Consider the following 19,908-nt stretch of genomic DNA (forward strand, 5'->3'; position numbering starts at 1 on the left):
CTAGTATTGCCCGGCCTTGGCGAGCTCGACCTCGACGCGCAGTTCGATCTCGCCGAGCACGGCATCGAGGCCGGGGTCGCCGGAGGATTCCTTCAGGCTCGCCGCGGCGTCGCGCAGCCGGTTCACCGTGGAGGAATCGAAATTGCCGGACAGCAGACCGAGCTTGAGCGCATCGAGCACGTCGAGCGCGCCCTTGCCGCGGGCCACCGAGCGCTTGCGGCGCTCGGTCGGGTCCTCGACGCCCTGCAGCGCGAGCAGCGCATCGAGGCTGGCGGCGGCCTTCGGCGCCGCGGTGGAGCGGACCTCCTCCTGCGCGGTCGTCGCATCCGGCAGCGAGAAGCCGCTCGACGAGGTGCGCCGCGTGGCGCTGGTGGACGTGCCAAGCGTGGTGCCGTTCGGTCCGTAGATGCGCATCGTCGTGATGATCCCGCAGGCCTGAATGGGCCGAGCATCGCTGTTTTATGGTTAACGGCGCGTAAACGACCCGGCAATTTCTGCCGCCGCGCGGCAGTTTCGCGCTCCCTGGCGAACCGGAGCAAAATGACGACCCGACAATTTCGATAAATATATCAACACATTGCCCAAGCGAAGCAGAGTGGCACGCAGCTCGCATGGTTAATGGCGGATCGCCGTCATGGGAGTGTCGCGCGATCCGCGAGTTCAGTTCGAGGGGAGCATCGGGATGCCCGGCATCCGCATCGCAAATCTGTTCGGAGTGGCCTGCGCCGCGCTGCTGGCGCTGGCGGCCTCCGTCATGCCGGCGGCCGCGACGTCGCGGATCAAGGATCTCGCCAATATCGAGGGCGTGCGCCAGAACCAGCTGATCGGCTACGGCCTCGTGGTCGGCCTCAACGGCACCGGCGATACGCTCAACAACATCCCCTTCACCAAGCAATCGCTGCAGGCGATGCTCGAGCGCATGGGCGTCAACATCCGCGGCGCCACCATCCGCACCGGCAACGTCGCCGCGGTGATGGTGACCGGCAATCTGCCGGCGTTCGGCACCCAGGGCACGCGCATGGACGTCACCGTCTCGGCGCTCGGCGATGCCAAGAACCTGCAGGGCGGCACCCTGCTCGTCACCCCCCTGCTCGGCGCCGACGGCAATGTCTATGCGGTGGCGCAGGGATCGGTGGCGGTCGCCGGCTTCGCGGCCGAAGGTGCCGCCGCCAGCGTCGTGCGCGGCGTGCCGACCGTCGGCCGGATCGCCAACGGCGCCATCATCGAGCGCGAGATCGAATTCGCGCTCAACCGCCTGCCCAATGTGCGCCTCGCGCTGCGCAACGCCGACTTCACTACCGCCAAGCGGATCGCCGCTGCGGTCAATGACTATCTCGGCGTCAAGACCGCCGAGCCGATCGATCCCTCCACGGTGCAGCTTGCGATCCCGACGGAGTTCAAGGGCAACGTCGTCGCCTTCCTGACCGAGATCGAGCAGCTGCAGGTCGATCCCGATCTGGTGGCCAAGATCGTGATCGACGAGCGCTCCGGCATCATCGTGATGGGCCGCGACGTTCGCGTCGCCACCGTCGCCGTCGCGCAGGGCAATCTCACCGTCTCGATCTCCGAGAGTCCGCAGGTCAGCCAGCCCAATCCGCTGTCGCGCGGCCGGACAGTCGTGACGCCGCGCACCAGCGTCGGCGTCAGCGAGGACGGCAAGAAGTTCGCCGTGGTCAAGGACGGCGTCTCGCTGCAGCAACTGGTCGATGGCCTCAATGGCCTCGGCATCGGACCGCGCGACCTCATCAGCATCCTGCAGGCGATCAAGGCCGCCGGCGCGATCGAAGCCGACATCGAGGTGATGTGATGGCGAGCCTGATCAACAGCACCACCGGCAGCATGCCGAACAAGGCGTTGATGCCGATGTTCAACGGCCGCCCCGATCCCGTGCTGCAGGACGCGCTGAAGAAGGTGACGCCGCAGCAGGCCGCCAAGGCGAAGGCGACCGCGACCGATTTCGAATCGATGTTCCTGAATTCGATGTTCTCGCAGATGACGACCGGCCTGAAGGGCGATGGCCCGTACGGCGACACTGTCGGCACCGGCGCGTGGCGGTCGATGCTGACCGACGAATACTCGAAGAATTTCGCCAAGGCCGGCGGCGTCGGCATTTCCAACGAAGTGTTCCGCTCGCTGATCCTGCAGCAGGCGAACAAGAGCTAGGGTTTCAAGGAGCAGCGCGATGAACCAGCGTCCACAGCAGCCGCGGCCAGTAGCATCCGCCTCCGCCGCGCGGTCCGCGACGTCGACGCCGCCGGACGTCGCGCGTCTCGCCAACGAGCTGACCGAAGTGATGAGCGGCCTGCTTGCCGTGATCGAGCAGGAGACCGAGTTCGTCCGCACCGGCAAGATCCGCGAGAGCATGCGGCTCGAGCCGCAGAAGTCCGAGCTGTCGCGGCGCTACATGCTCGCGGTGGAGCATCTGAAATCGATGCAGAAGATGCTGTCGCAGACCGATCCCGAGCTGCTCGCGACACTGCGCCGTCATCACGAGACATTCCGCGCCATGCTGCAGGTCAATTTGACCGTGCTCGCAACGGCGCACGCCGTCTCCGAAGGCATCGTGCGCGGCGTCAATGCCGAGGTGCAGCGCCGCAACATTCCGAACACCTATACCGCGAGCGGACAGCGCGCCACGCCGGGCCCCCGCAACATGACGCCGATCGCGGTCAGCCGCACGCTCTGACGCCTACGCTTACAATTTAGCTCAATTCGACGCCGCCCAGGCAGCGCGGCATTCAGCGTGTTTTCTAACAGCCTGTTGAGAGGTTCCCCGTAGAGTTGCGGACCGTGAGGGGTTGGGATTTGACTCAAGCAAACTAGTGCCTGTGCACTACGAGGCTGCCATGAGTACAGATTTCAACATCAAGCCGGTGGGGGCACCGGTCGCGGCGCCGATGGTCTCTCCCACGAGCGATACGGCGCAGAAGGCGGTCAAGACTGAACTGCCGGCGAGCCAGAGCGTCACCGCTCCGGAGCCGAGCGTGCGCGTCACCATCGATCCCGACGTCGTCAACGCATCGATTTCAAATCAGGCTCCGTCGGTCAGCGACCAGGTCATCATCGACCGCGACGCGCGCGCCGTGGTCTATCAGGTGGTCGACAATCGCACGAATTTGGTGGTGAGGCAGTTTCCGGAAGAAGCCGTATTGCGCCGCCGCGCCTATTTCCACGCGCTCGATCTCAGCAAGGACGCGCCGACGCGGGTGCGTGCCACCGATCGCCGCGCCTAGGCGCGGACCAACGACCGCTCAGGTCTTCTGCGTGGCGTAGGCCTTGTCGAGATAGGTCGCCCCAGTAGCCGGATCGGTGACGACATTGGCGATCAACGCCGTCCCCTGCTGCACCAGCGCGAACTTGGTATCGCCGATCCGGAACCCGCCATCCTTGATCAGCACGTCCTGATACTTGCTGGTGCCGTCGCTCTGGTAGTGGACCTTGGCGCGGAAGCCATCGACGTTCGACACCGAGATGTTGAACGACTTGTTGTTGGCGTACTTGCCGCTCCAGCTGCCCTCATAGAGGTTCGGATCGACGGCCACATAGGGCGTCTTCGACGGGACCGTCAGGCCGGCGGCCTTGTAGTTGGCCGACAGGATGCTCAACACGTCGGCCATGCCGAGGGCTCCGTGAGGAATCGATCGATCAGCCGCGACCCGAGAGGCCGGCGGCGATATTGCAGTTGATATCGATCAGCGACTTCAGTTTCGCCGGATCCGGATTCATCTGGATGTCGACGGTCTGCTTCATCACGAACACGCCGATATTGGCGATGTTCTGGCGAATCTCGAGCGGCTGCGGATTGTCGTCGCCCTGCGCGGCACTGAGAAAGATCGACCACAGCCGGCGGTTGAACAGCAACGCGTGATCGAGCGCCCTGTCGGGACCGTTCCAGTTCGTCTGGACTTCCTGCAGCTGCCGCGCGGCCTTCAACAGCGCCTGCGCTTCGATTTCACGTGGGGACGCCGTCGTCGTGGAGGTACGAGCGTAGGCCTGGGCTGCATTCGACATTCAATGACCTCGATGGGATGCGGATTTCTCGAGCCGCGAAGACGCAATTCTAGCGCCCGATATTTATGCATCCGGCGCCTTTAAATATGGTTAGCAGGCGTTACGAAATGCGTCGTTCTGACGGCATGGACAGACACCGTAATATCCCGGAGACAAAAGAAAACGGCGGGGTTTCCCCCGCCGTTCTCGAAGCACTTGCCGGCGCGTTTAGCGGAGCAGCTGCAGCACGCTCTGCTGGCTCTGGTTGGCGAGCGCCAGCGCGGAGACCGCGATCGACTGGCGGGTCGACAGCGCCTGGCTGTTGGCCGCTTCCTCGTTGGTGTCGGCCAGCGTCAGGTTGGACGAACCGGTCTGCAGCACGTTGATCAGGTTCTTCGAGAAGTCCTGACGGATCTGCACGATCGACAGGTTCGAACCCAGCGTCGAGGCTTCGCTGCGCAACGCGGAGCTCGCCGAGCTCAGCGACGAGATGACGCTGTTCGCCGAGTTGTTGTCGAGGAAGTCGGTGCCGGCGGTCAGCGCCTTCAGTCCGAGGCCGCTGGCATTGAAGGTGACGCCGGTGATGCTGAGCGTCGACTTGCCGGTCTCGTTGAAGGTCAGCTTCAGGCTGTCGCCGTTCAACAGGTTGATGCCGTTGAACGAGGCGTCCTGCGCCGTGGTCGTGATCTGCGCGATGGTGTTGTTGTACTGCGTCACCAGAGCGGCACGCGCCGACTGCGAGGCCTGGTCGGCGACCGGGGCCGTGCCGGCCGCGCTGAACGTCGCGGTGCCGCCGCCGGTGTTGGTGAAGGTCACCGCACCGATCGTCGAGGACGCCGCGTCATTGGTCGTGGTGATGACAAGCTTGTTGGAGCTGTCGAGGCTCGCCGTCAGGTTGCTGGCCGCCAGCGACGTGTTCAGCTGCGCCAGCGACGTGCTGGCTCCGAAGGTGAAGCTGAAGGCGGGTTGGCCGGCCGAAGCCGCGATCGTCAGCACGTCACCGCTCTTGATCGTGGTGCCGTCGACGAGGTTGGCAGACGTGCCGCCGAGCGCCGCGGTCGAGGTGACCTGCGACCTGGTGGTGTAGCCGGTCGGGCTCTGCAGCACCTGGTTGGCGATCGACTTCGCGGTATCGACCAGCTTCTGCAGCGAGGTGATGCCGGTGTTGGCGGCCTGCAGCACCTGCACGCCGTTGCCGATGCCATCGAGCAGGTTGTTGATGTCGCTGGCGCGGTTGTCGAGCGATTGCGCGGTGAAGAAGTTGGTCGGGTTGTCGAGCGCCGTGTTGACCTTCTTGCCGGTGGCAAGGCGGTTCTGCGTCGTGGAGAGCAGATCGGCGGTGGACTGGAGGGAGAGGAGGTTCTGGCGAACGGAGGAGGAGAGAATGATATCGGACATTTTCATACCTTTCTGGTGTGAAACTGAGGAAAAAGCCGCTCCAATCCTTTCTGATCGGGCGGATGGCCGATCCTGCGGTCTGGCCGCGAAGGAAAAAGAAATCTCCGGCACGGTATTTGAGACAAAGGCCGAAGAATAAAATTATCGCCATTGGGCGAGGTTCGCCCCGAAAACTACTGAGACGACTGACAATTCCGGCTAGATAACGACGCTAGCGCCCGCCCCTCGTTCACCAAGCATTAACCATCATGGGAAAGGATCGCTGTCGCATCGGCCCCTGCCCGCAACGGCGGCTGCTAAGCAGTGCCGAACCACTTCGCTCCGCCAGCGAAGACATCGCGCGACTGCAGGCAAAGGAGAACGGTCATGGCCCTGAAGGTCGAACTCAAACCGAACGAACGCATCATCGTCGGCAATTGCGTGATCACCAACACCGACCAGCGCGCCCGCCTGCTGATCGACGGCGACCGCATCCCGATCCTGCGCGAGAAGGATATCCTGACGCCCGAGACCGCGGATACGCCCGCGAAGCTGATCTATCTGGCCGTGCAGCTGATGTATCTGTCGCCGGACCCGATGGCGCACCACCCGACCTATTTCAGTCTGGTGCGCGACATCATCACCGCGATGCCGAGCGCGTGGCCCTTCATCGAAAGCGTCAACAACTTCATCCTCAACGGCGACCTCTATCACGCGCTGAAGGAATCCAAGAAGCTGATCGCACACGAAGAGAAGCTGCTGGAAACCGCGCGCGACCAGCAGAACGCCGAACGGGACGACACACGCAAGAGCGCGTAGAGCTTCTTGTTTTGACGCGTTTCTTCGCGCGAACCGGCGTCCACGTCGCTTGAAAACGCTCTAGCCCCACTCGCCTGAATCGGGATAGGGGGGAGCCTCGCAGCCCCTCCCACCGGGTCACCGGAGGCGGTCGCCCGCCCCCGGTTCCCACAGAACGTGGCGTGCGGATTTCCCGCACCGACGCTCTTCGACAGTTGGTTCACAGCACTGCAAGCGCTTGCAGCTCCCGATAAGGGAGGCGCAGCTTAGGCTTCAGCAACGGTGTCCGTTCTTTGATTTGGTTGAAGGCGTCCCAAGTGAGGCGTCGGCCTGCCCAGCTGCGGCTGCGCAGCATTCCGCGCCAGTAACGCTCCACGGCCCGATAGACTTTTACGAGGCTCCGGAGATTTCCGGCGACGCCGTAATAGCCATAGTGGCCGCGCAGGACGAGGTTGATTTCATCGGCCTGGTCACTGATCTTGTAATGCCGTATTTGCCGCATCAGCTCCTGCAGAGACATAAGGCTGCGCTTTAGCCGAGATTTCTCGGTGCGCATCCCAACCTTGAAGTTGCCTTTTTGGTTTCGCGTGCAATAGAGCGTCAGCCCCAGAAAGTAGATTGTTTCCGGGCGGTTTCTGCCGCGTTTGCCCGCATGTCTTTGCGCGAACCGACCAAACTCGACCAACTTGGTCTTGGTCGGCTCTAGAGTGAGGCCGAACTTCCCCAACCGAAGACGCAAGGCCTCCTGTACGCGGGTGGCGTCCGATCGATATTGGAAGCAGATCACAAAGTCGTCGATATAGCGCACCAGTCGGGCTTCGCCCCGCAACCGACCCTTCACCACGCGTTCGAACCAGAGGTCGAGAACGTAATGAAGGTAGAGGTTGCTCAAAAGCACACTGATCGATCCGCCTTGTGGCGTTCCTTGTTCGCTCGGGTGCACCGCTCCGTCTTCCAGGATGCCCGCTTTCAACCAGCGCCGGATCAAGCTGATCAGGCGCGGATCACCGACTCGATGTTCGACAAACCGGAGGACCCGATCATGATCGAGACTCCCGAAGAAGTTCTTCAAATCCGCCTCCAACACCCAGCTGATCATGCCGCCGGCGATCACCTCATTGAGGGTCGCCAAGGCATGATGGGCGCTGAGCTTCGGCCTGCCGCCGAACGAGCAGGGTAAGAAGTCCTGCTCGTAAATAGCGGCCAGCACCTCAGCCGTGCTGCGCTGGAGCGCCCGGTCGGCGACAGTTGGAACCCCGAGGGGGCGCTTCTCCGTCTTACCGGGCTTGGGGATATAGACCCGCCGAATGTTCGGCGCCCGATATCCCTGGCGATGGATGGATTGGAGCATTGGCCCTATCCAGTCCTCGAAGCTCTCCTTCGCCGCCTCCACCGTCTGTCCGTCCACCCCGGCGGCGGAGCGCTTCGGAATCTGTAATAGATTCTTTTGCACTCGGTCGCGCGTGATGTGATGGGCCAACGAGGTGAAGCGAAGATTTGTCTCGCGCCGAGCTTTCACTGCTATTTGTTCAAGTTTCGTTTCCATGGTCAGCTGATCTTCTCTTTGCATAGAAGGCCGTAACTCCCGTTGAATGGAGCCCATGTCGCCCAAGAACAATTCAACTACCGCTGACCGCTTCCCCATGTGGCCGGCTCTCCCGTCCTCGGAGTACTATCGGTCAGTCTGACTTCCACCCGGTCGTCAGACCCTTCTCACCTCAGCGGCTTGGCAGGTCTTACAAGCTTGCGCTTGAACCGGATGGATCTCCCTTGTTCACGCTGCTTCCTTTGATTGCATGCTGGCGGTACGAACCCCGGGAGCACCTCTGACCGCTCGCGTTGTCGCGGCCTGCGGTTCCGCCTTCCCCTTTGAGAGACAGGGTCGGCTACTCCGATCACGTTCGATTTCGGGGCTATTTTCCCGTTCACTTCATTCCGGCCTACAACCTCCCTGTCTACGCTTCGCAACGGCCGTTACCGGACGCCACGCAAGACTCGGTTCGCGGCTGCTCGCTAGGCTTTGCCGCGGCCGTCATCTCAGACGGCAGACTTCAACGCGCTTGCAAGGCGCAACTCCCACACCACCGTACATACGGGTCCGTATACGGCGGTTCGCTGGATTAAGCGGCAAGAGTTGTTCTGTTGCCGCCGTAGTTTGGGTGTCAGCAATCGTCGCGCCAGCTTCGACTCCTCTGATCAGCGTCAGTCAGGGTTTCACCCCTTCCCGCCGTTCCGAGGCCAGTTGCCCGGAATTCAGTCGCATGGCCGATGCGATATCGCTGCATCTACTCGTCACTTCCAGCGTTCAGGCCTTCGGCGAAACTCGTTCCGCCTACTATGCCCTCTGCTGACTTCTGCACTGCGGTCAGATCGCCTTACGACGACCTCAGTCTCGTTGCCGAGACGCAGCGCAGATCTCCCGAGGTAAGATCGACCGCCTTCGCCGCACGCCCGCCGGATTTACCACCCCGGCCCTTGATGACCGTGGACTTCGCGATCACGTGCTCGCTCGTCCGGCCGGGTAGGCCTCGTTATCCGGTTTTTGTCCATCGGGCCGCGGCTTTGCTCCACGCTTCCTTCAGACCCCACCTCGCGATGACGCCCTTGCGCTTCGCTAATCCTTCACCGTCATCAGGCTGGATAGAGGACTTCCACCTCCAAGCTGCCGGTCATGCTCGGCACACACGAAAAAGGCCTCCGCGCGGAGGCCTTTTTGCTGGCTGGAGTTCAGGGGCGCGTGATCAGCTGATCGGCAGATATTTCAGCAGCGTCGTCTGATACAGCATCGACGTGGTCTGGTACGACGCCTGCAAGCTGGTTTGCAGCGCCAGGATCTTGGTCGCGACCTCGTCCTGATTGACGCCCTCGACCGAGTCGAGCATCGTTTCCGCCATCCCCTTCAGCTGGGTCTGCCGATCGGTGGCCGCCTTGGTCGCGGTCTGGGCACCGGCGAATTCGGCCTGCACGTCCTGGATCTGCTGCTGACCGTTTTGCGGGGCGAGGTTGCCGCTGACGCGCTGCGCGAGCGCCGTCACCTGCGCGCTCGCATTCGGGTTGCTGGCATTGGTGGTGACGGCTGCATACACCGCGACGTTCTGCAGCAAATAGCGGAAGGCCTGCTCGTTGGCGCGCGCGCCATACTGCACGGTGATCGACTGATCGACCTGCGCGACCGCGGTGCCGCGCGCCGACCCCGGGCCGTTCTCGCCGGTGTACCAGTAGACGGTGTTGCCGGGCGTGCCCGCGACCAGGTTGGTGGCGGTGTCGAACGGCGGTCCCCCTACCCTGAGCGGCGCCGGCGCTGCGGTGGTGTTGCTGGCGATGCCGAGTGCGCCGAGTGCGGCGGTATTGGAGCTCGAGATCGACAGGCTCTCGCCGTCGGCGCCGTGCAGGGTGATCGCGCCGTTGTTGATGGTCGACGGGTTCTTGGTGCCGCTGATCTGGTCGATCTTGGCCATCAGCGTCTGCACGCTGTCGGTGACGTTGACCTGGTTGCCAGTGGCACCCGAGGCCACGAAGGTGATCGGCGTGCCGTTCACCGTGATGGTATCGCCGGCGGCAAAGCTCGTCGACAGCGAGTCGGTGCCCGTCGCCCCCGAAAGCGCCGTGGCGCCGCTGATCGGCGCCGGCGGCGTGTTCTGGTTGTTGACCGCGGCGCCCGAGACGGTCGCGACCGGATTGAAGAAATTGTTCGACGCTGCGACCGCGGACGCCGCGACCAGCGACGTGTCGCTCAACGTCTTGATCGACGAGGTCAGCGTCGATTGCAGGTTGGCCGTCGTCGCCGCGGTGTCGGTGCCGATCAGGAACGAACCGGCGGGCGGCGGGTTCGTCGTGGTCGCCGTGAGTTCGATCGCTTCGGTGGTGCCGTCGGGCAGCGTGAAGTTGAACTTGATCTTGTCGCCGTCCTTCGGATTGACGGCGCCGAGATCGACCGACGCGGTCTTCGGCGTGCCGGTCGGCTGCGTCACCGTCGCGCCCCCCGTCAACGACGACTGCACCGACAAGAGCTTCAGGCCGAACGGCGAGCCGTCCTCGGCGATACTCGTGACCGTCGTGGTCGCCGGCGGCGACGAGACGCTCAGGCGTCCCATCATGCCGGCGCCCTGATCGGCCTGCTTGCGCTCATTGATGAGCTGCGTCAGGCCGGCCTGGGTTGCCGTGCCCTTGAGCATGGTATCGGCGGACACCGTGGCCGGCGTATCCATCGCGCGACCGGAGAATAGATAGCGGTCGCCCGACTGGCTGTTCAGCATCGCGACCGCGTTGGCGAAGGCCGCCTGCGCCGTGATCTGGCCCGAGGTCTGGCCGCTGTCGTTGAGCGTCAGCGTCGCCGTCGTCGCGGCGTTCTTCACCTGGGTCCCGACGTCGGACAGGCCCTGCAGGGTGAGGTTCGCGACACTCAGGCGCGTGTTGAGGTTGGTGGCGGTATCGGAGAATGCGTTGATGCCGCTGATCTGCGTGCGCAGGCTGAGCGCGAAACCGCGATCGAGCCCCTGCCCCGCATAGGTCGTCGATACCTTGCCGGTCGCAAGCTGCGTGGTCAGGTCATTGAGCTGATTCCGCAGGTTGAGGATCGTGGTGCCGATATAGGAAGTTCTGCCGCTTACGCCGTCGATCGACATGTTACCCTCACGTGAGCTGCAGCAGCGCGTCGTACATCTGCTTGATCGACGACATCACGCGCGCATTGGCGGAATAGGCGTTCTGCAGCGAAAGCAGATGCGCCATCTCCTCGTCCATGTTGACGCCGGAGGTCGAGTCCATCTTGGTCTGCAGCGTGTTCAGCACGACGTCCTGGCCGTCAGCCAGTTGCTTGGCGGCGGTCGCCGACTCGCCCTGCTGGCTGATGAACTGCTTGGCAAAATTGAGCAGCGTGCCGGTGAACGGCGCGCCTGACGTGCCAAGGCCGGTCTGCGGCGAATAGCTGTACGAGGCGTTTGACAGCTGGTTCAGAACGAGGTTGGCGCGCGTGGTGTCGCCGGCCGGCGTCTGCGGATTGGTCGAGTACACCACCATGCGCGAGGGATCGCCGATCAGGCCGGTGTTGACGCTGATGCGCGCGGCAAGGCCGGTGGTCTGCGAGCCGTTCGCGGTGATCGCGCCGGTATAGAGTCCGCCATTGTCGGTGAACAGTGGAAGGTGCGGATCGCCCGAGGTCAGCGACGAAACCGTCGACGTGACCGACGCCGCGGTCACATCGGCCTTGTTGACGGCGCCGTCGTCGAGCACGCGCAGCGTCGACCCGGACGGATTGGAGAATTGCAGGCCGGTTCCGCCGAGTGCGCCGTTGAGCTGCGACAGCACCGAGCTCATGCCGCCCGAGAAATCGATGCCCAGCACCTCGTCGTTCGGATCGACGGTCGCGGTATTGCTCAGCGGCAGCACGTTCGGATCGTCGACGCGAATGATCGACAGATTATGCGTGAGGCCAGTGGTGTTGTCCTTGTAGGAGACGTGGATGGTGTTGCCGTTCTGCAGCCCCGAGAGGTCGAGGTCGAAGCCGGACTGCGCCCCCGCCGTCGCCGCGGTGCCCGCGGTCGTCTTGTCCGACAACGCGCTCGACATCGCGGCCGCGAACTGATCGATCTGTGTCTGGGCCTGCGCCAGCGTGTTGTCGCGCAACTCGAGATAGGCGGCGATCTTGCCGGAGCGAATCGAGTTGGTCGACACCATGTCATAGGTGCCGCCATGCGGGAACGTGATGGTGATGGTGCCGACCGTGCTCTTGGTCGGGTCGGTATTGTACAACGTGTTGGGCGTCATCGTGCCCTGGGCGTTGAAGCTGAGCGTCGCGGCCTCGGTGCCGACCAGCTGCACGCCGGAATTGGTGAACACGCTCACCTGGTTCTGGCTGTTGGTGACGGTGCGGATGTCCATCAGCTGCGAGAGCTGCGTGACGTAGCGGTCGCGCTGATCGAGCAATGCCGCGGTCGAGGCATCGGTCGTGCCGCCATTGGCCGCCAGCTGGACATTGAGGCGGGCAATCTGCTGCAACGCATTGTTGGCGCTGTTGATGGAGTCGCTGATGCCGGCCTCGGCGTTGGCGCGCAGCGTCTGGATTCCCTGCGAGGTCGCGTTGAGCTGCTGCGCCATCGATTGCGCGGCATTGATCACGCCGATGCGGGCCGACTGCGATTCCGGGCTGGTCGACAGCCCCTGCAGCGCGGTCAGGAACTTGTTGTAGGCGTCCTCGATCGTGCCGGTGGAGTCGGGATTGCCGTACACGCCCTGCAAATTGGCCAGAAAATCCGAGCGGACGTCGGCATAGGCCGCGCCCGACGTCTCGGTGCGAAGCTGGGTCTGCAGGAATTCGTCGAGCTGGCGGTTGACGCCGGTGATGAGGACGCTCGATCCGTACTGGCCGGTGGTGCCGGTGACCTGGTTGAGCGTCTTCCTGACGTAGCCGGGCGTCTCCGCGTTGGCGACGTTCGACGACACGAGCGAGAGCGAGGCCTGCGTGGCGCGCAGGCCCGACATCGCGGTGGAAAGGGCTTGGCTCAAACCCATGATGTGTACTCGCCTTTACTTCTTCACACGTGCAGCAACGATGCGATCAGCGCACCACGTTCAGGAGATCCTGCACCATCGAATTGGTTGTGGTGATCACCTTGGTGTTCGCCGAATAGGCCTGCTGGGTCACGATCAGCTTGGTGAATTCGTCGGCGATATCGGTGTTCGAGCTCTCGAGCGAGGAGCCGACGATGGTGCCGGCCTTGCCGAACAGCGCCGCGCCGGACTCGTCGGTTGCCTCGAACGCACCGCCGTCGATGCGCTTGAGGAAGTTGGTGCCGTTGAAGGTCGCCACCGAGATTTCGGCGAGGTCGATGTTGCGGCCGTTGGTGTAGTTGCCGACGATGCGGCCGTTGGTCGAGACGCTGACCGACTGCAGCTGGCCGGCGGGGAAACCGTCCTGCTGGATCTGGTTCACCTGAACGTTGCCGTTAGCGTCGGCGAACTGGGTCACGCCACCGGAGCCGAAATTGATCACGGGGCTGCCGAGCGACACGCCGTTGACGACGGCATTGGTGAGCGCCACCGAGGAGATCGCCGGCGACATCTGGCCGTTCGAGGCGAAGGTGAAGTTGACGTTGACGTTCTGCCAGGAGACCTGCGTGCCGGTCGCATTGGGATTGACCTGATAGAACAGGTTCCAGGTGTCGGTATGTCCGCTGCCCAGCGAGGAGCTGTCGGTCTTGGCCCAGCGGAATTGCAGGTTCACCGGCGCGCCCGACACGTCGTAGGCCGTGACGGCGCCGCCCGAGACGGATTCGTTCAGGAAGGTCGAGTTGTCGTTGCCGACAACCTGGCCGGTGCCGACCGTGCCGCCGCCGCCGCGAACCGCAACCGCCGACCCGGTGAAGCCGAGCGCCGCAAAGGCGGTCGCGTTCGAGCTCGTCACGTTGAGATCGGCCAATTTGCCGGAGTGCAGGGTGATCTTGCCGCCGCTGATCGTCGATGGCGTCGTGGTACCGGTAATCGCGTCGATCTTCGCGAGCAGCGTTCCGATGCTATCGGTGACGTTGAGCTGGTTGCCGGTCGCCCCCGACGCCACAAAGGTGATGACGGTGCCGTTGACCGTGATCGTGTCGGCGGGCACGACGGGCGGGCCCGCAGAGCCGGCGCTGAAGTTGGTATTGATCGAATCGGTGCCGGCTGCGCCCGAAAGCAGGGTCGCGGCGGTAATGGCCACCGACGGCGTCGCCTTGTTGTTTTGCGCGGTGCCGGTGATCGCGGAATCGGTATACGGCGCAGCCGGCGTGCCCAGCACCAACGGATTGTTTCCACTGCTGAACGCGCCCGGCCGGATCAGCTCGGAACCGGGAACCGAAGTGTCGTGCGCGGTGGTCAAGGGATAGGACGCGAGGTTGGCGCGATAGTCGATCTTGGTGGTCTGCTGCGCCGGCAGGAAGTCGTTCTTGAATTGCAGCACCTGCGGCGATGAGCCCGCCGGGTTGCCGGTGGTCGGGTCGATCGGCACGCCCTCGAGATAGTAGCCGGCGCCGTTGACGAGATAGCCGTCCTTGTTGAGCTGGAAATCGCCGCGGCGGGTGTAGCGGTCGACACCATCGAACACCGGGGCACCGTCGGTGAAGCTGCCGGGCTTCTGCACCGCGAAGAAACCGTTGCCGTTGATCGCCATGAAGGTCGCGACCGATGCCGACTGGACGTCGCCCTGCACCGAGTTGGTCGAACGGGACTGCGCGGTGACGCCGCCGGCAAGTTGCGCGGTCAGCGCGGTCTGCGGGACGAGGTCGAGGAACGAGGTATCGATGCGCTTGAAGGCGGTGGTCTGCGAGTTGGCGATGTTGCCGGAGATGTTTTCGAGCGCGTACGACCCTGCGCGCAAGCCACCGACAGCCGTCGTGAGAGCGCCGAAGATACCCATGACATGTTCTCCAATTCGATTCCCGGCGGCTGGCAATCACAGGAATGGCCGCATCGGCGGAGCATGTCGCAAAGGTCGTGCCACGAAACAAAACGTAACAAAATCATCCGCTTGAAAAAAATGCCCCGGTCGTTCGACCGGGGCACATTTGCCGGGAGCGGCAACAATTGCCGGGAAGGAATGTCAGGTCGCCGATGGCGCCGCCGGGTGAAACACCAGCGCGAAACCGTCCATGCAGTAGCGCAGCCCGGTCGGTTTCGGGCCGTCGTCGAAGACGTGGCCGAGATGGCCGCCGCAGCGGCGGCAATGCACCTCGGTGCGCACCATGCCGAAGGTGCGGTCCGACGTCGTGCCGACCGCATTGTCCAGCGGCTTCCAGAAGCTCGGCCAGCCGGTGCCGCTCTCATACTTGGTCTCGGACGAGAACAGCGGCAGGTCGCAGCCGGCGCAGGCGAAGGTGCCCTTGCGGTGCTCCTTGAGCAGCGGGCTCGATCCCGGCCGCTCGGTGCCCTGGTTGCGCAGGATCTCGTATTGCTGCGGCGTCAGCTGGGCGCGCCATTCGGCGTCGGTCTTCTCGATCTCGAATTTCTCGGCGGCCTGCGCCGGCGAGGCGCGCAGCCAGCGGAAGGCGGCGAAGCCGAACAGGCCGGCGACGGAAGCAAGCAGGATGCGGCGATCGATCATCAATCATCTCCGGTGCGGACGGCTCAGGGGGCGTGCCCCGAGGTTCGTCAACAGATACGAATCCCGCCGGCGGACGTTACATCCGCCCGTCGGAGATCCGCTCACTTTCTTGCGAGGCATCCGGATACGCCGCCTCGCCGTCCTCGATCTGCCTGGGCGCGGGCGGATGCGCCGGCCGCACAGCCGACGGGGGTGGACGGCGGAGTGCGGGTCCCCGGGTTCCCGCCCTGAGATTGGCCTCGGCGAGCCGCGCCTCGCGCAGGCGTTCCTTCGCACGTGCACCCTCGCGGTAGCGCGCCAGAACACCTGCCACGGACGAGGCCCCCCTCGCCCACAGGCTGACGAAATGACCGGCGACGCGGCCGGTGGTACCGCCGGCCCAGACCAGCTCGAACGGCGAAAACAGCCGCCAGCGGTCGTCGCCCCACAGGATGCTGCGCGCGATCAGCTGCCCGGCGAGCGCCGAGGTGTTGAGTCCCTGCCGGCCGAAGCCGCTCGCCACCCACAGGCCCCGGCGCAACTGGCCGATCTGCGGCATGCCGTGCACGGTGACGCCGACCGCGCCGCCGAACATCTCCGCGACCGGAACCTTGCCGAGTTGCGGAAACACCGTGGCGACGCGACGCTGCACTGCGGCGCCGAGGCGCTCCGGCCGTGCGTTCCAGGTGGTTTCGGGGCTGGCCCACAACAGCCGATCGCCATCGACGACACGGAAATGGTCGATGCCGTCGCTGTCGACGACCGAGCCGGGAAAGGCGATGGACTCCGCCAGCCGCTCCCCGAGCGGCTCGGTCAACGCCGCGTAGCGCCACACCGGCAGCAGCGTATCGGACAGCCGCTTCAATGGCGCACCGAGATGGATATTGCCGGCGAGGACAATATGGTTGGCCCGCAACCGCGCCGTCGGCGTCACGATGCGCTTGCGGATGCCCGAAAAATCGATGCTGACGACCGGCGTCTCCTCGAAGATCCGCACGCCTGCCCGCATCGCCAGCGCGGCGAGGCCGTGCACATATTTGCGGCCATCGATCTGGAACGCCTTCGGATAATAGATGCCGTGGAAATAGCGGCCGGTCCTGAGCACGCTGCGCACGCGATCGACCTGCCAGCCCTCGACCTCGGTCGCGAAATCCTCGCCGAGCGTCTGCAGACGGCCGATCAGCGCCTCGCCGACATCGACATTGGAGACTTCCAGCGCGCCGTCGCTCGGCTTGATGCCCGGGATCAAATCTTCGGTAGCGGTGGCGCGGACATAGTCGGCGCCCTCCTTCGACAGCGCCCACAGTTCGCGGGCATCGTCGAGGCCGACGCGCTCGATCACATCTGATATCGGCAGGCCGAATCCCGGCATCACGGTACCGAGATGATGACCGGAGGCGTTCCAGCCGATCTGGCGGCCCTCGAGCACCGCAACGCTCGCACCGAGCCGCGCCGCCTCACGCGCCACGGTCAGGCCGGCCAGCCCGGCCCCGACCACGCAAATGTCGACGTCGAGGTCGAACGCCAGACGGTCGCGGAACGGCGAGGCCGCCTGATCGGGGCCGTCCGCCGCACTTGTGGAACTCTCGCTCATGGCGTTTCTTACGGACCGCTGCGGCGCTTGTCACCTTGTCCAGGGCATGAGCCTGTAGAATTAATTCGACCTGACCGAATCGAGAATGGAAGTCCATGCGCCGTTTGCTGCTGCTGCGTCACGCCAAAACCGAACACGACGCGCCTTCGGGGCACGACCAAGACCGCCGTCTCGACGAGCGCGGCCACCGCGACGCAGCGGAGATCGGCGGCTGGATCGCCCGTCATCCACCCCTGCCCAATCTGGCGCTGGTCTCGCCGGCTGTCCGCACCAGGCAGACCTGGGAGATCGTGCGCGAGGTGCTGAAGGGCGCCGGGTCTGCGGCGAAAGTCGAATTCGTGCCGGACCTCTACGGCGCCGATCCGGCGCAATTGCTGACCGCGATCCGGATGGCTTCGGTCACCGATCCGAAGCGGCTGATGCTGATCGGCCATAACCCCGGCATGCACGAGCTCGCGCTGACCTTGACCGGCAGCGGCGACGAGGCCGCAAAGCGCGCGCTCGGCGACAATCTGCCGACCTCGGGGCTCGCCGTCTTCGACTTCGCGACCGACGACTGGAACGACGTCTCGTTCCGGCGCGGCAAGCTCGTCCTGTTCGTCAGCCCTAAACTGTTGAAGCAGGCCTCGCGCAGCTGACGCAAGCGGACAGCGCCGCGCCGCTATGCTATATTGACCTCTGCGCGACAGGGGGACCGGTTCGCGTCGATACCAGACCGACTTCAAGAAAAAGAAGGCGCGCGTCCCGGCACAGGGACCAAACGGCTCCAGACCAATCGCGGACAGGAGGCGCAGATGTACAAGTCCATTCTCGTTCCGATCGACCTCGCCGATACCGACCTGGCGAAGCCGGCGATCGCAACCGCCGCGACGCTGTCACAGACATGGAACGGGGCGGTGCGTCTGCTCAACGTGCTGCCGATGACGCCGGTGATGCTCGCCGAATATGTGCCGGCGGATTTCGACAGCCAGCAACGCGAAACGTCGGAAGAGGCGCTTGCGATCGTCGCGCGCGAATCCGGCATCGCGCCCTCCCGCATCTCGGGCGTGGTCCGCCAGGGCGGCATCTATCACGAGATCCTCGAAGAGGCCGCGACCATGAAGGCCGACCTGATCGTGATGACCTCGCACCGGCCGGCGATGCGCACCTACTTCCTCGGCTCGAATGCCGGGCACGTGGTGCGCTACGCCAAATGCTCGGTGCTGGTGGTGCGGCACTAGAGCAGAATGAGTTATGGGGCCGTCGCAGGCGGCGCTGCCAAAATATCGAAAACAACCCCATGCAAAGTAGCCGGCGGCGGCCGGCGCTCGGCCAGGGCGACTTGACACGTCGGGCAACTCAGGAACATTCTTCTAATATTCCGAAATTGCGCCCGGGCATGGTCAGCCCTCCCAGAGCCGACCACCCATGAATCATTGAAAAATTGATTCGGGAATCCTATAAAACGCGGCAAAATCAACAATCTGCCAAAGTAGTGGGCGCGGACTCATTAAGGCGCAGCCATAGCCTGATTGACGCGAGTTGAACGAAGGCAAGATAGTTAGCGGCAAGCCTGTCGTACCGCGTCGCCACGCTACGACATTGTTTGATTCTTGATGCACGCGGACAATGGAGGTGTCGATCATCTGGACAGCGGCATCATGGGCGGCGGCAATCGCTTCTATGATGCGGCCCCAGACACCAGCCCGCCGCCAGCGGACGAACCGGTTGTAGCAAGTGGTGTATGGGTCAAACGCCTCCGGCAGATCACGTCAGGGTGCTCCCTGATCGGAGCACCCAGAAGATGCCATTGAGGACACGTCGATCGTTCACTCGAGGAACGCCACGCGGCTTGTTCGGTAGCATCGGCCTTATGGCAGTCCATTCATAGTCGGCGAGTTCGTAGCGCATGATTCGAGCGAACAGTTTGAGAGTTTGAATCACGGGAGTCCGGCCAAACGCAACGCTCCTGGCTCAGCCCCCGTTCGGCGCTTACGGGCAGAGGCGGACATCAACCTACCGACAATCGCTGATGAATCCGTCGAGAATAGCCCAATGCGGACATTGCCCGCTTTCGCCTGTGTTCCGCGACACGCCGGCGCGACGCCGGGCGATTGATCTGGATCAAGATGTGGGCGTGAAGGCGACCTTTACCTGACGCGATACGCTGGTCGCTACAGAGTCTACCATGAAGCTGTTGAAAGAGCCTTTGCTTCATTTCTTGATCGCAGGCGCTGCCTTGTTCGGCGCTTATGCCTGGATGAATCGCGCGCCGGAAGATCCGAACGCGGGCCAAACCCCGTCCCTCCAGGTCGGCGCTGGCGATATCGAGTGGCTGGCACAAAACTGGACCACTCAGTGGCGGCGTCAGCCAACACCGGAAGAGCTGCGCGGGCTGGTCACGGACTACACCGATGAACTGCTGCTCGCACGCGAGGCGCGCTCCCTGGGACTCGAAGATAACGACGTGATCGTCCGGCGACGCCTGGCGCAGAAACTGACCTTTCTTGTTGAGGATACCGCACGCCGGGCCGAACCATCGGATACCGAATTGCAGCAGTTCTACGCCGGGCATGCCCAGCTCTTCCGCAGCGATGCACGCATCTCGTTCACGCAGGTCTATTTCAGCCCGCAGCAACGCGCCAACGCGCAGTCGGACGCCACCTCAACATTGCAGCGGCTACGCGACGACGGCGCGCTCTCGACGGCAGCCTTGGGCGACCGCTTGTTGCTCGAAGCTGATTTCCGCGACGAGACCGAGCAGTCTGTGTCCGCGGCTTTCGGCGGCGCCTTTGCACGGGCGGTGTTCTCGCTTGAGCCCGGTGTCTGGAGCGGCCCGATCGAATCAGGGTACGGCCAGCACCTGGTGCGCGTTTCGACCCGGCAAGAAGGCCAATTACGTCCATTTGCCGATCTGCGCGAGCAGGTCGTCGAGGCGTGGAGAAGCGAGGAGGAGAGAACGGCGAAGGAACTGTATCTCGCGGGACTGCGCAAGAAATACCGTCTTGTCGTCGATGACGCCTTAAAGCCGCTGATGGTGCCGATCGCGGCCGCCTCCTCGAGGCAGCCGTGACAGCGCGCCGCTCACGCAAGCTTCGCTCCTGGGCGCACCACTCCG

19 protein-coding genes and 1 pseudogene are annotated in these 19,908 nt (G+C 63.9%); 9 read left to right on the forward strand and 11 right to left on the reverse strand.

Going from position 1 to position 19,908, the window contains the following annotated elements; genetic code table 11:
- Window positions 1-414, reverse strand: coding sequence for a flagellar assembly protein FliX (locus tag ACVMB1_RS19040; protein ID WP_057016669.1), 414 nt, complete (start codon window positions 412-414; stop codon window positions 1-3).
- A 268-nt stretch (window positions 415-682) separates the two neighbouring features.
- Here ACVMB1_RS19040 and ACVMB1_RS19045 point away from each other — a divergent pair, with 268 nt between their 5' ends.
- The 4 genes from ACVMB1_RS19045 to ACVMB1_RS19060 all read left to right on the forward strand — a co-directional run bounded on the left by ACVMB1_RS19045 (window position 683) and on the right by ACVMB1_RS19060 (window position 3,233).
- Window positions 683-1,807, forward strand: coding sequence for a flagellar basal body P-ring protein FlgI (locus ACVMB1_RS19045; protein WP_038385504.1), 1,125 nt, complete (start codon window positions 683-685; stop codon window positions 1,805-1,807).
- The gene (gene flgJ, locus ACVMB1_RS19050) at window positions 1,807-2,163 is read left to right on the forward strand and encodes a flagellar assembly peptidoglycan hydrolase FlgJ (RefSeq protein WP_028337696.1); all 357 of its coding nucleotides are present in this window, start codon (window positions 1,807-1,809) and stop codon (window positions 2,161-2,163) included. The genes ACVMB1_RS19045 and flgJ overlap by 1 nt, the downstream gene beginning before the upstream one ends.
- A gap of 19 nt (window positions 2,164-2,182) precedes the next feature.
- Entirely contained in the window at window positions 2,183-2,686 is a 504-nt protein-coding gene (locus tag ACVMB1_RS19055; protein WP_456816285.1) for a hypothetical protein, read from the forward strand.
- A gap of 160 nt (window positions 2,687-2,846) precedes the next feature.
- Entirely contained in the window at window positions 2,847-3,233 is a 387-nt protein-coding gene (locus ACVMB1_RS19060) for a hypothetical protein (protein WP_456816286.1), read from the forward strand.
- An 18-nt stretch (window positions 3,234-3,251) separates the two neighbouring features.
- Here the strand turns inward: ACVMB1_RS19060 and ACVMB1_RS19065 are convergent, their stop codons facing one another.
- The 3 genes from ACVMB1_RS19065 to ACVMB1_RS19075 all read right to left on the reverse strand — a co-directional run bounded on the left by ACVMB1_RS19065 (window position 3,252) and on the right by ACVMB1_RS19075 (window position 5,388).
- Window positions 3,252-3,617 (reverse strand): hypothetical protein, encoded by a 366-nt coding sequence (locus tag ACVMB1_RS19065; RefSeq protein WP_016846761.1) that lies wholly within the window; start codon window positions 3,615-3,617, stop codon window positions 3,252-3,254.
- Window positions 3,618-3,645: 28 nt separating this feature from the next.
- Complete coding sequence (flaF, locus tag ACVMB1_RS19070; RefSeq protein WP_137480135.1) at window positions 3,646-4,011, reverse strand: flagellar biosynthesis regulator FlaF; 366 nt, start codon at window positions 4,009-4,011, stop codon at window positions 3,646-3,648.
- 207 nt (window positions 4,012-4,218) lie between these two features.
- The gene (locus ACVMB1_RS19075; RefSeq protein WP_253623681.1) at window positions 4,219-5,388 is read right to left on the reverse strand and encodes a flagellin N-terminal helical domain-containing protein; all 1,170 of its coding nucleotides are present in this window, start codon (window positions 5,386-5,388) and stop codon (window positions 4,219-4,221) included.
- Between ACVMB1_RS19075 and ACVMB1_RS19080 the strand changes: the two genes are divergently transcribed.
- Window positions 5,375-5,527 (forward strand): hypothetical protein, encoded by a 153-nt coding sequence (locus tag ACVMB1_RS19080; protein ID WP_159109478.1) that lies wholly within the window; start codon window positions 5,375-5,377, stop codon window positions 5,525-5,527. The two genes, ACVMB1_RS19075 and ACVMB1_RS19080, sit on opposite strands and share 14 nt — an antisense overlap.
- 227 nt (window positions 5,528-5,754) lie before the next feature.
- Window positions 5,755-6,186: a flagellar biosynthesis repressor FlbT gene (gene flbT / locus ACVMB1_RS19085; protein ID WP_028337700.1), complete on the forward strand. Its 432-nt coding sequence runs from the start codon at window positions 5,755-5,757 to the stop codon at window positions 6,184-6,186.
- 199 nt (window positions 6,187-6,385) lie between these two features.
- Here flbT and ltrA read toward each other — a convergent pair whose 3' ends face one another.
- The 6 genes from ltrA to ACVMB1_RS19115 form a co-directional block, all read right to left on the reverse strand.
- Entirely contained in the window at window positions 6,386-7,735 is a 1,350-nt protein-coding gene (gene ltrA / locus ACVMB1_RS19090) for a group II intron reverse transcriptase/maturase (RefSeq protein ID WP_069280038.1), read from the reverse strand.
- Between the two features lie 1,171 nt (window positions 7,736-8,906).
- Window positions 8,907-10,790, reverse strand: a complete 1,884-nt coding sequence (locus ACVMB1_RS19095) for a flagellar protein (RefSeq protein WP_076825681.1) — start codon at window positions 10,788-10,790, stop codon at window positions 8,907-8,909.
- A gap of 7 nt (window positions 10,791-10,797) precedes the next feature.
- Entirely contained in the window at window positions 10,798-12,675 is a 1,878-nt protein-coding gene (gene flgK, locus ACVMB1_RS19100; RefSeq protein ID WP_168855002.1) for a flagellar hook-associated protein FlgK, read from the reverse strand.
- Window positions 12,676-12,721: 46 nt separating this feature from the next.
- Window positions 12,722-14,554 (reverse strand): flagellar hook-basal body complex protein, encoded by a 1,833-nt coding sequence (locus tag ACVMB1_RS19105; protein ID WP_141340721.1) that lies wholly within the window; start codon window positions 14,552-14,554, stop codon window positions 12,722-12,724.
- Between the two features lie 183 nt (window positions 14,555-14,737).
- On the reverse strand, window positions 14,738-15,238 hold the full coding sequence (gene msrB, locus ACVMB1_RS19110) for a peptide-methionine (R)-S-oxide reductase MsrB (protein ID WP_141340720.1): 501 nt from the start codon (window positions 15,236-15,238) through the stop codon (window positions 14,738-14,740).
- A 76-nt stretch (window positions 15,239-15,314) separates the two neighbouring features.
- Window positions 15,315-16,811 carry an NAD(P)/FAD-dependent oxidoreductase gene (locus tag ACVMB1_RS19115; protein WP_253623680.1) on the reverse strand — a complete coding sequence of 499 codons (1,497 nt, stop codon included), beginning with the start codon at window positions 16,809-16,811 and terminating at the stop codon, window positions 15,315-15,317.
- Window positions 16,812-16,906: 95 nt separating this feature from the next.
- On the opposite strand from ACVMB1_RS19115, the gene ACVMB1_RS19120 reads away from it, so the two are divergent.
- Both ACVMB1_RS19120 and ACVMB1_RS19125 read left to right on the forward strand, forming a co-directional pair.
- On the forward strand, window positions 16,907-17,449 hold the full coding sequence (locus ACVMB1_RS19120; RefSeq protein WP_076825689.1) for a SixA phosphatase family protein: 543 nt from the start codon (window positions 16,907-16,909) through the stop codon (window positions 17,447-17,449).
- 156 nt (window positions 17,450-17,605) lie between these two features.
- Complete coding sequence (locus tag ACVMB1_RS19125; protein WP_076825691.1) at window positions 17,606-18,031, forward strand: universal stress protein; 426 nt, start codon at window positions 17,606-17,608, stop codon at window positions 18,029-18,031.
- A 366-nt stretch (window positions 18,032-18,397) separates the two neighbouring features.
- On the opposite strand, the pseudogene ACVMB1_RS19130 reads toward ACVMB1_RS19125, so the two are convergent.
- Window positions 18,398-18,701: pseudogene (locus ACVMB1_RS19130) on the reverse strand (transposase); the annotation flags it as partial.
- Between the two features lie 277 nt (window positions 18,702-18,978).
- Between ACVMB1_RS19130 and ACVMB1_RS19135 the strand changes: the two are divergent.
- Window positions 18,979-19,863, forward strand: a complete 885-nt coding sequence (locus ACVMB1_RS19135) for a peptidyl-prolyl cis-trans isomerase (protein ID WP_076825693.1) — start codon at window positions 18,979-18,981, stop codon at window positions 19,861-19,863.
- Window positions 19,864-19,908 lie beyond the last annotated feature (45 nt).

Source organism: Bradyrhizobium sp. USDA 4504, assembly GCF_054063995.1.

Excerpts from the sequence above, each read along its gene's own strand:
- ACVMB1_RS19040 (WP_057016669.1), bottom strand. The coding sequence starts at position 414 with ATGCGCATCTACGGACCGAACGGCACCACGCTTGGCACGTCCACCAGC.
- ACVMB1_RS19045 (WP_038385504.1), top strand. The coding sequence starts at position 683 with ATGCCCGGCATCCGCATCGCAAATCTGTTCGGAGTGGCCTGCGCCGCG.
- flgJ (WP_028337696.1), top strand. The coding sequence starts at position 1,807 with ATGGCGAGCCTGATCAACAGCACCACCGGCAGCATGCCGAACAAGGCG.
- ACVMB1_RS19055 (WP_456816285.1), top strand. The coding sequence starts at position 2,183 with ATGAACCAGCGTCCACAGCAGCCGCGGCCAGTAGCATCCGCCTCCGCC.
- ACVMB1_RS19060 (WP_456816286.1), top strand. The coding sequence starts at position 2,847 with ATGAGTACAGATTTCAACATCAAGCCGGTGGGGGCACCGGTCGCGGCG.
- ACVMB1_RS19065 (WP_016846761.1), bottom strand. The coding sequence starts at position 3,617 with ATGGCCGACGTGTTGAGCATCCTGTCGGCCAACTACAAGGCCGCCGGC.
- flaF (WP_137480135.1), bottom strand. The coding sequence starts at position 4,011 with ATGTCGAATGCAGCCCAGGCCTACGCTCGTACCTCCACGACGACGGCG.
- ACVMB1_RS19080 (WP_159109478.1), top strand. The coding sequence starts at position 5,375 with ATGATATCGGACATTTTCATACCTTTCTGGTGTGAAACTGAGGAAAAA.
- ACVMB1_RS19075 (WP_253623681.1), bottom strand. The coding sequence starts at position 5,388 with ATGTCCGATATCATTCTCTCCTCCTCCGTTCGCCAGAACCTCCTCTCC.
- flbT (WP_028337700.1), top strand. The coding sequence starts at position 5,755 with ATGGCCCTGAAGGTCGAACTCAAACCGAACGAACGCATCATCGTCGGC.
- ltrA (WP_069280038.1), bottom strand. The coding sequence starts at position 7,735 with ATGCAAAGAGAAGATCAGCTGACCATGGAAACGAAACTTGAACAAATA.
- ACVMB1_RS19095 (WP_076825681.1), bottom strand. The coding sequence starts at position 10,790 with ATGTCGATCGACGGCGTAAGCGGCAGAACTTCCTATATCGGCACCACG.
- flgK (WP_168855002.1), bottom strand. The coding sequence starts at position 12,675 with ATGGGTTTGAGCCAAGCCCTTTCCACCGCGATGTCGGGCCTGCGCGCC.
- ACVMB1_RS19105 (WP_141340721.1), bottom strand. The coding sequence starts at position 14,554 with ATGGGTATCTTCGGCGCTCTCACGACGGCTGTCGGTGGCTTGCGCGCA.
- msrB (WP_141340720.1), bottom strand. The coding sequence starts at position 15,238 with ATGATCGATCGCCGCATCCTGCTTGCTTCCGTCGCCGGCCTGTTCGGC.
- ACVMB1_RS19115 (WP_253623680.1), bottom strand. The coding sequence starts at position 16,811 with ATGAGCGAGAGTTCCACAAGTGCGGCGGACGGCCCCGATCAGGCGGCC.
- ACVMB1_RS19120 (WP_076825689.1), top strand. The coding sequence starts at position 16,907 with ATGCGCCGTTTGCTGCTGCTGCGTCACGCCAAAACCGAACACGACGCG.
- ACVMB1_RS19125 (WP_076825691.1), top strand. The coding sequence starts at position 17,606 with ATGTACAAGTCCATTCTCGTTCCGATCGACCTCGCCGATACCGACCTG.
- ACVMB1_RS19135 (WP_076825693.1), top strand. The coding sequence starts at position 18,979 with ATGAAGCTGTTGAAAGAGCCTTTGCTTCATTTCTTGATCGCAGGCGCT.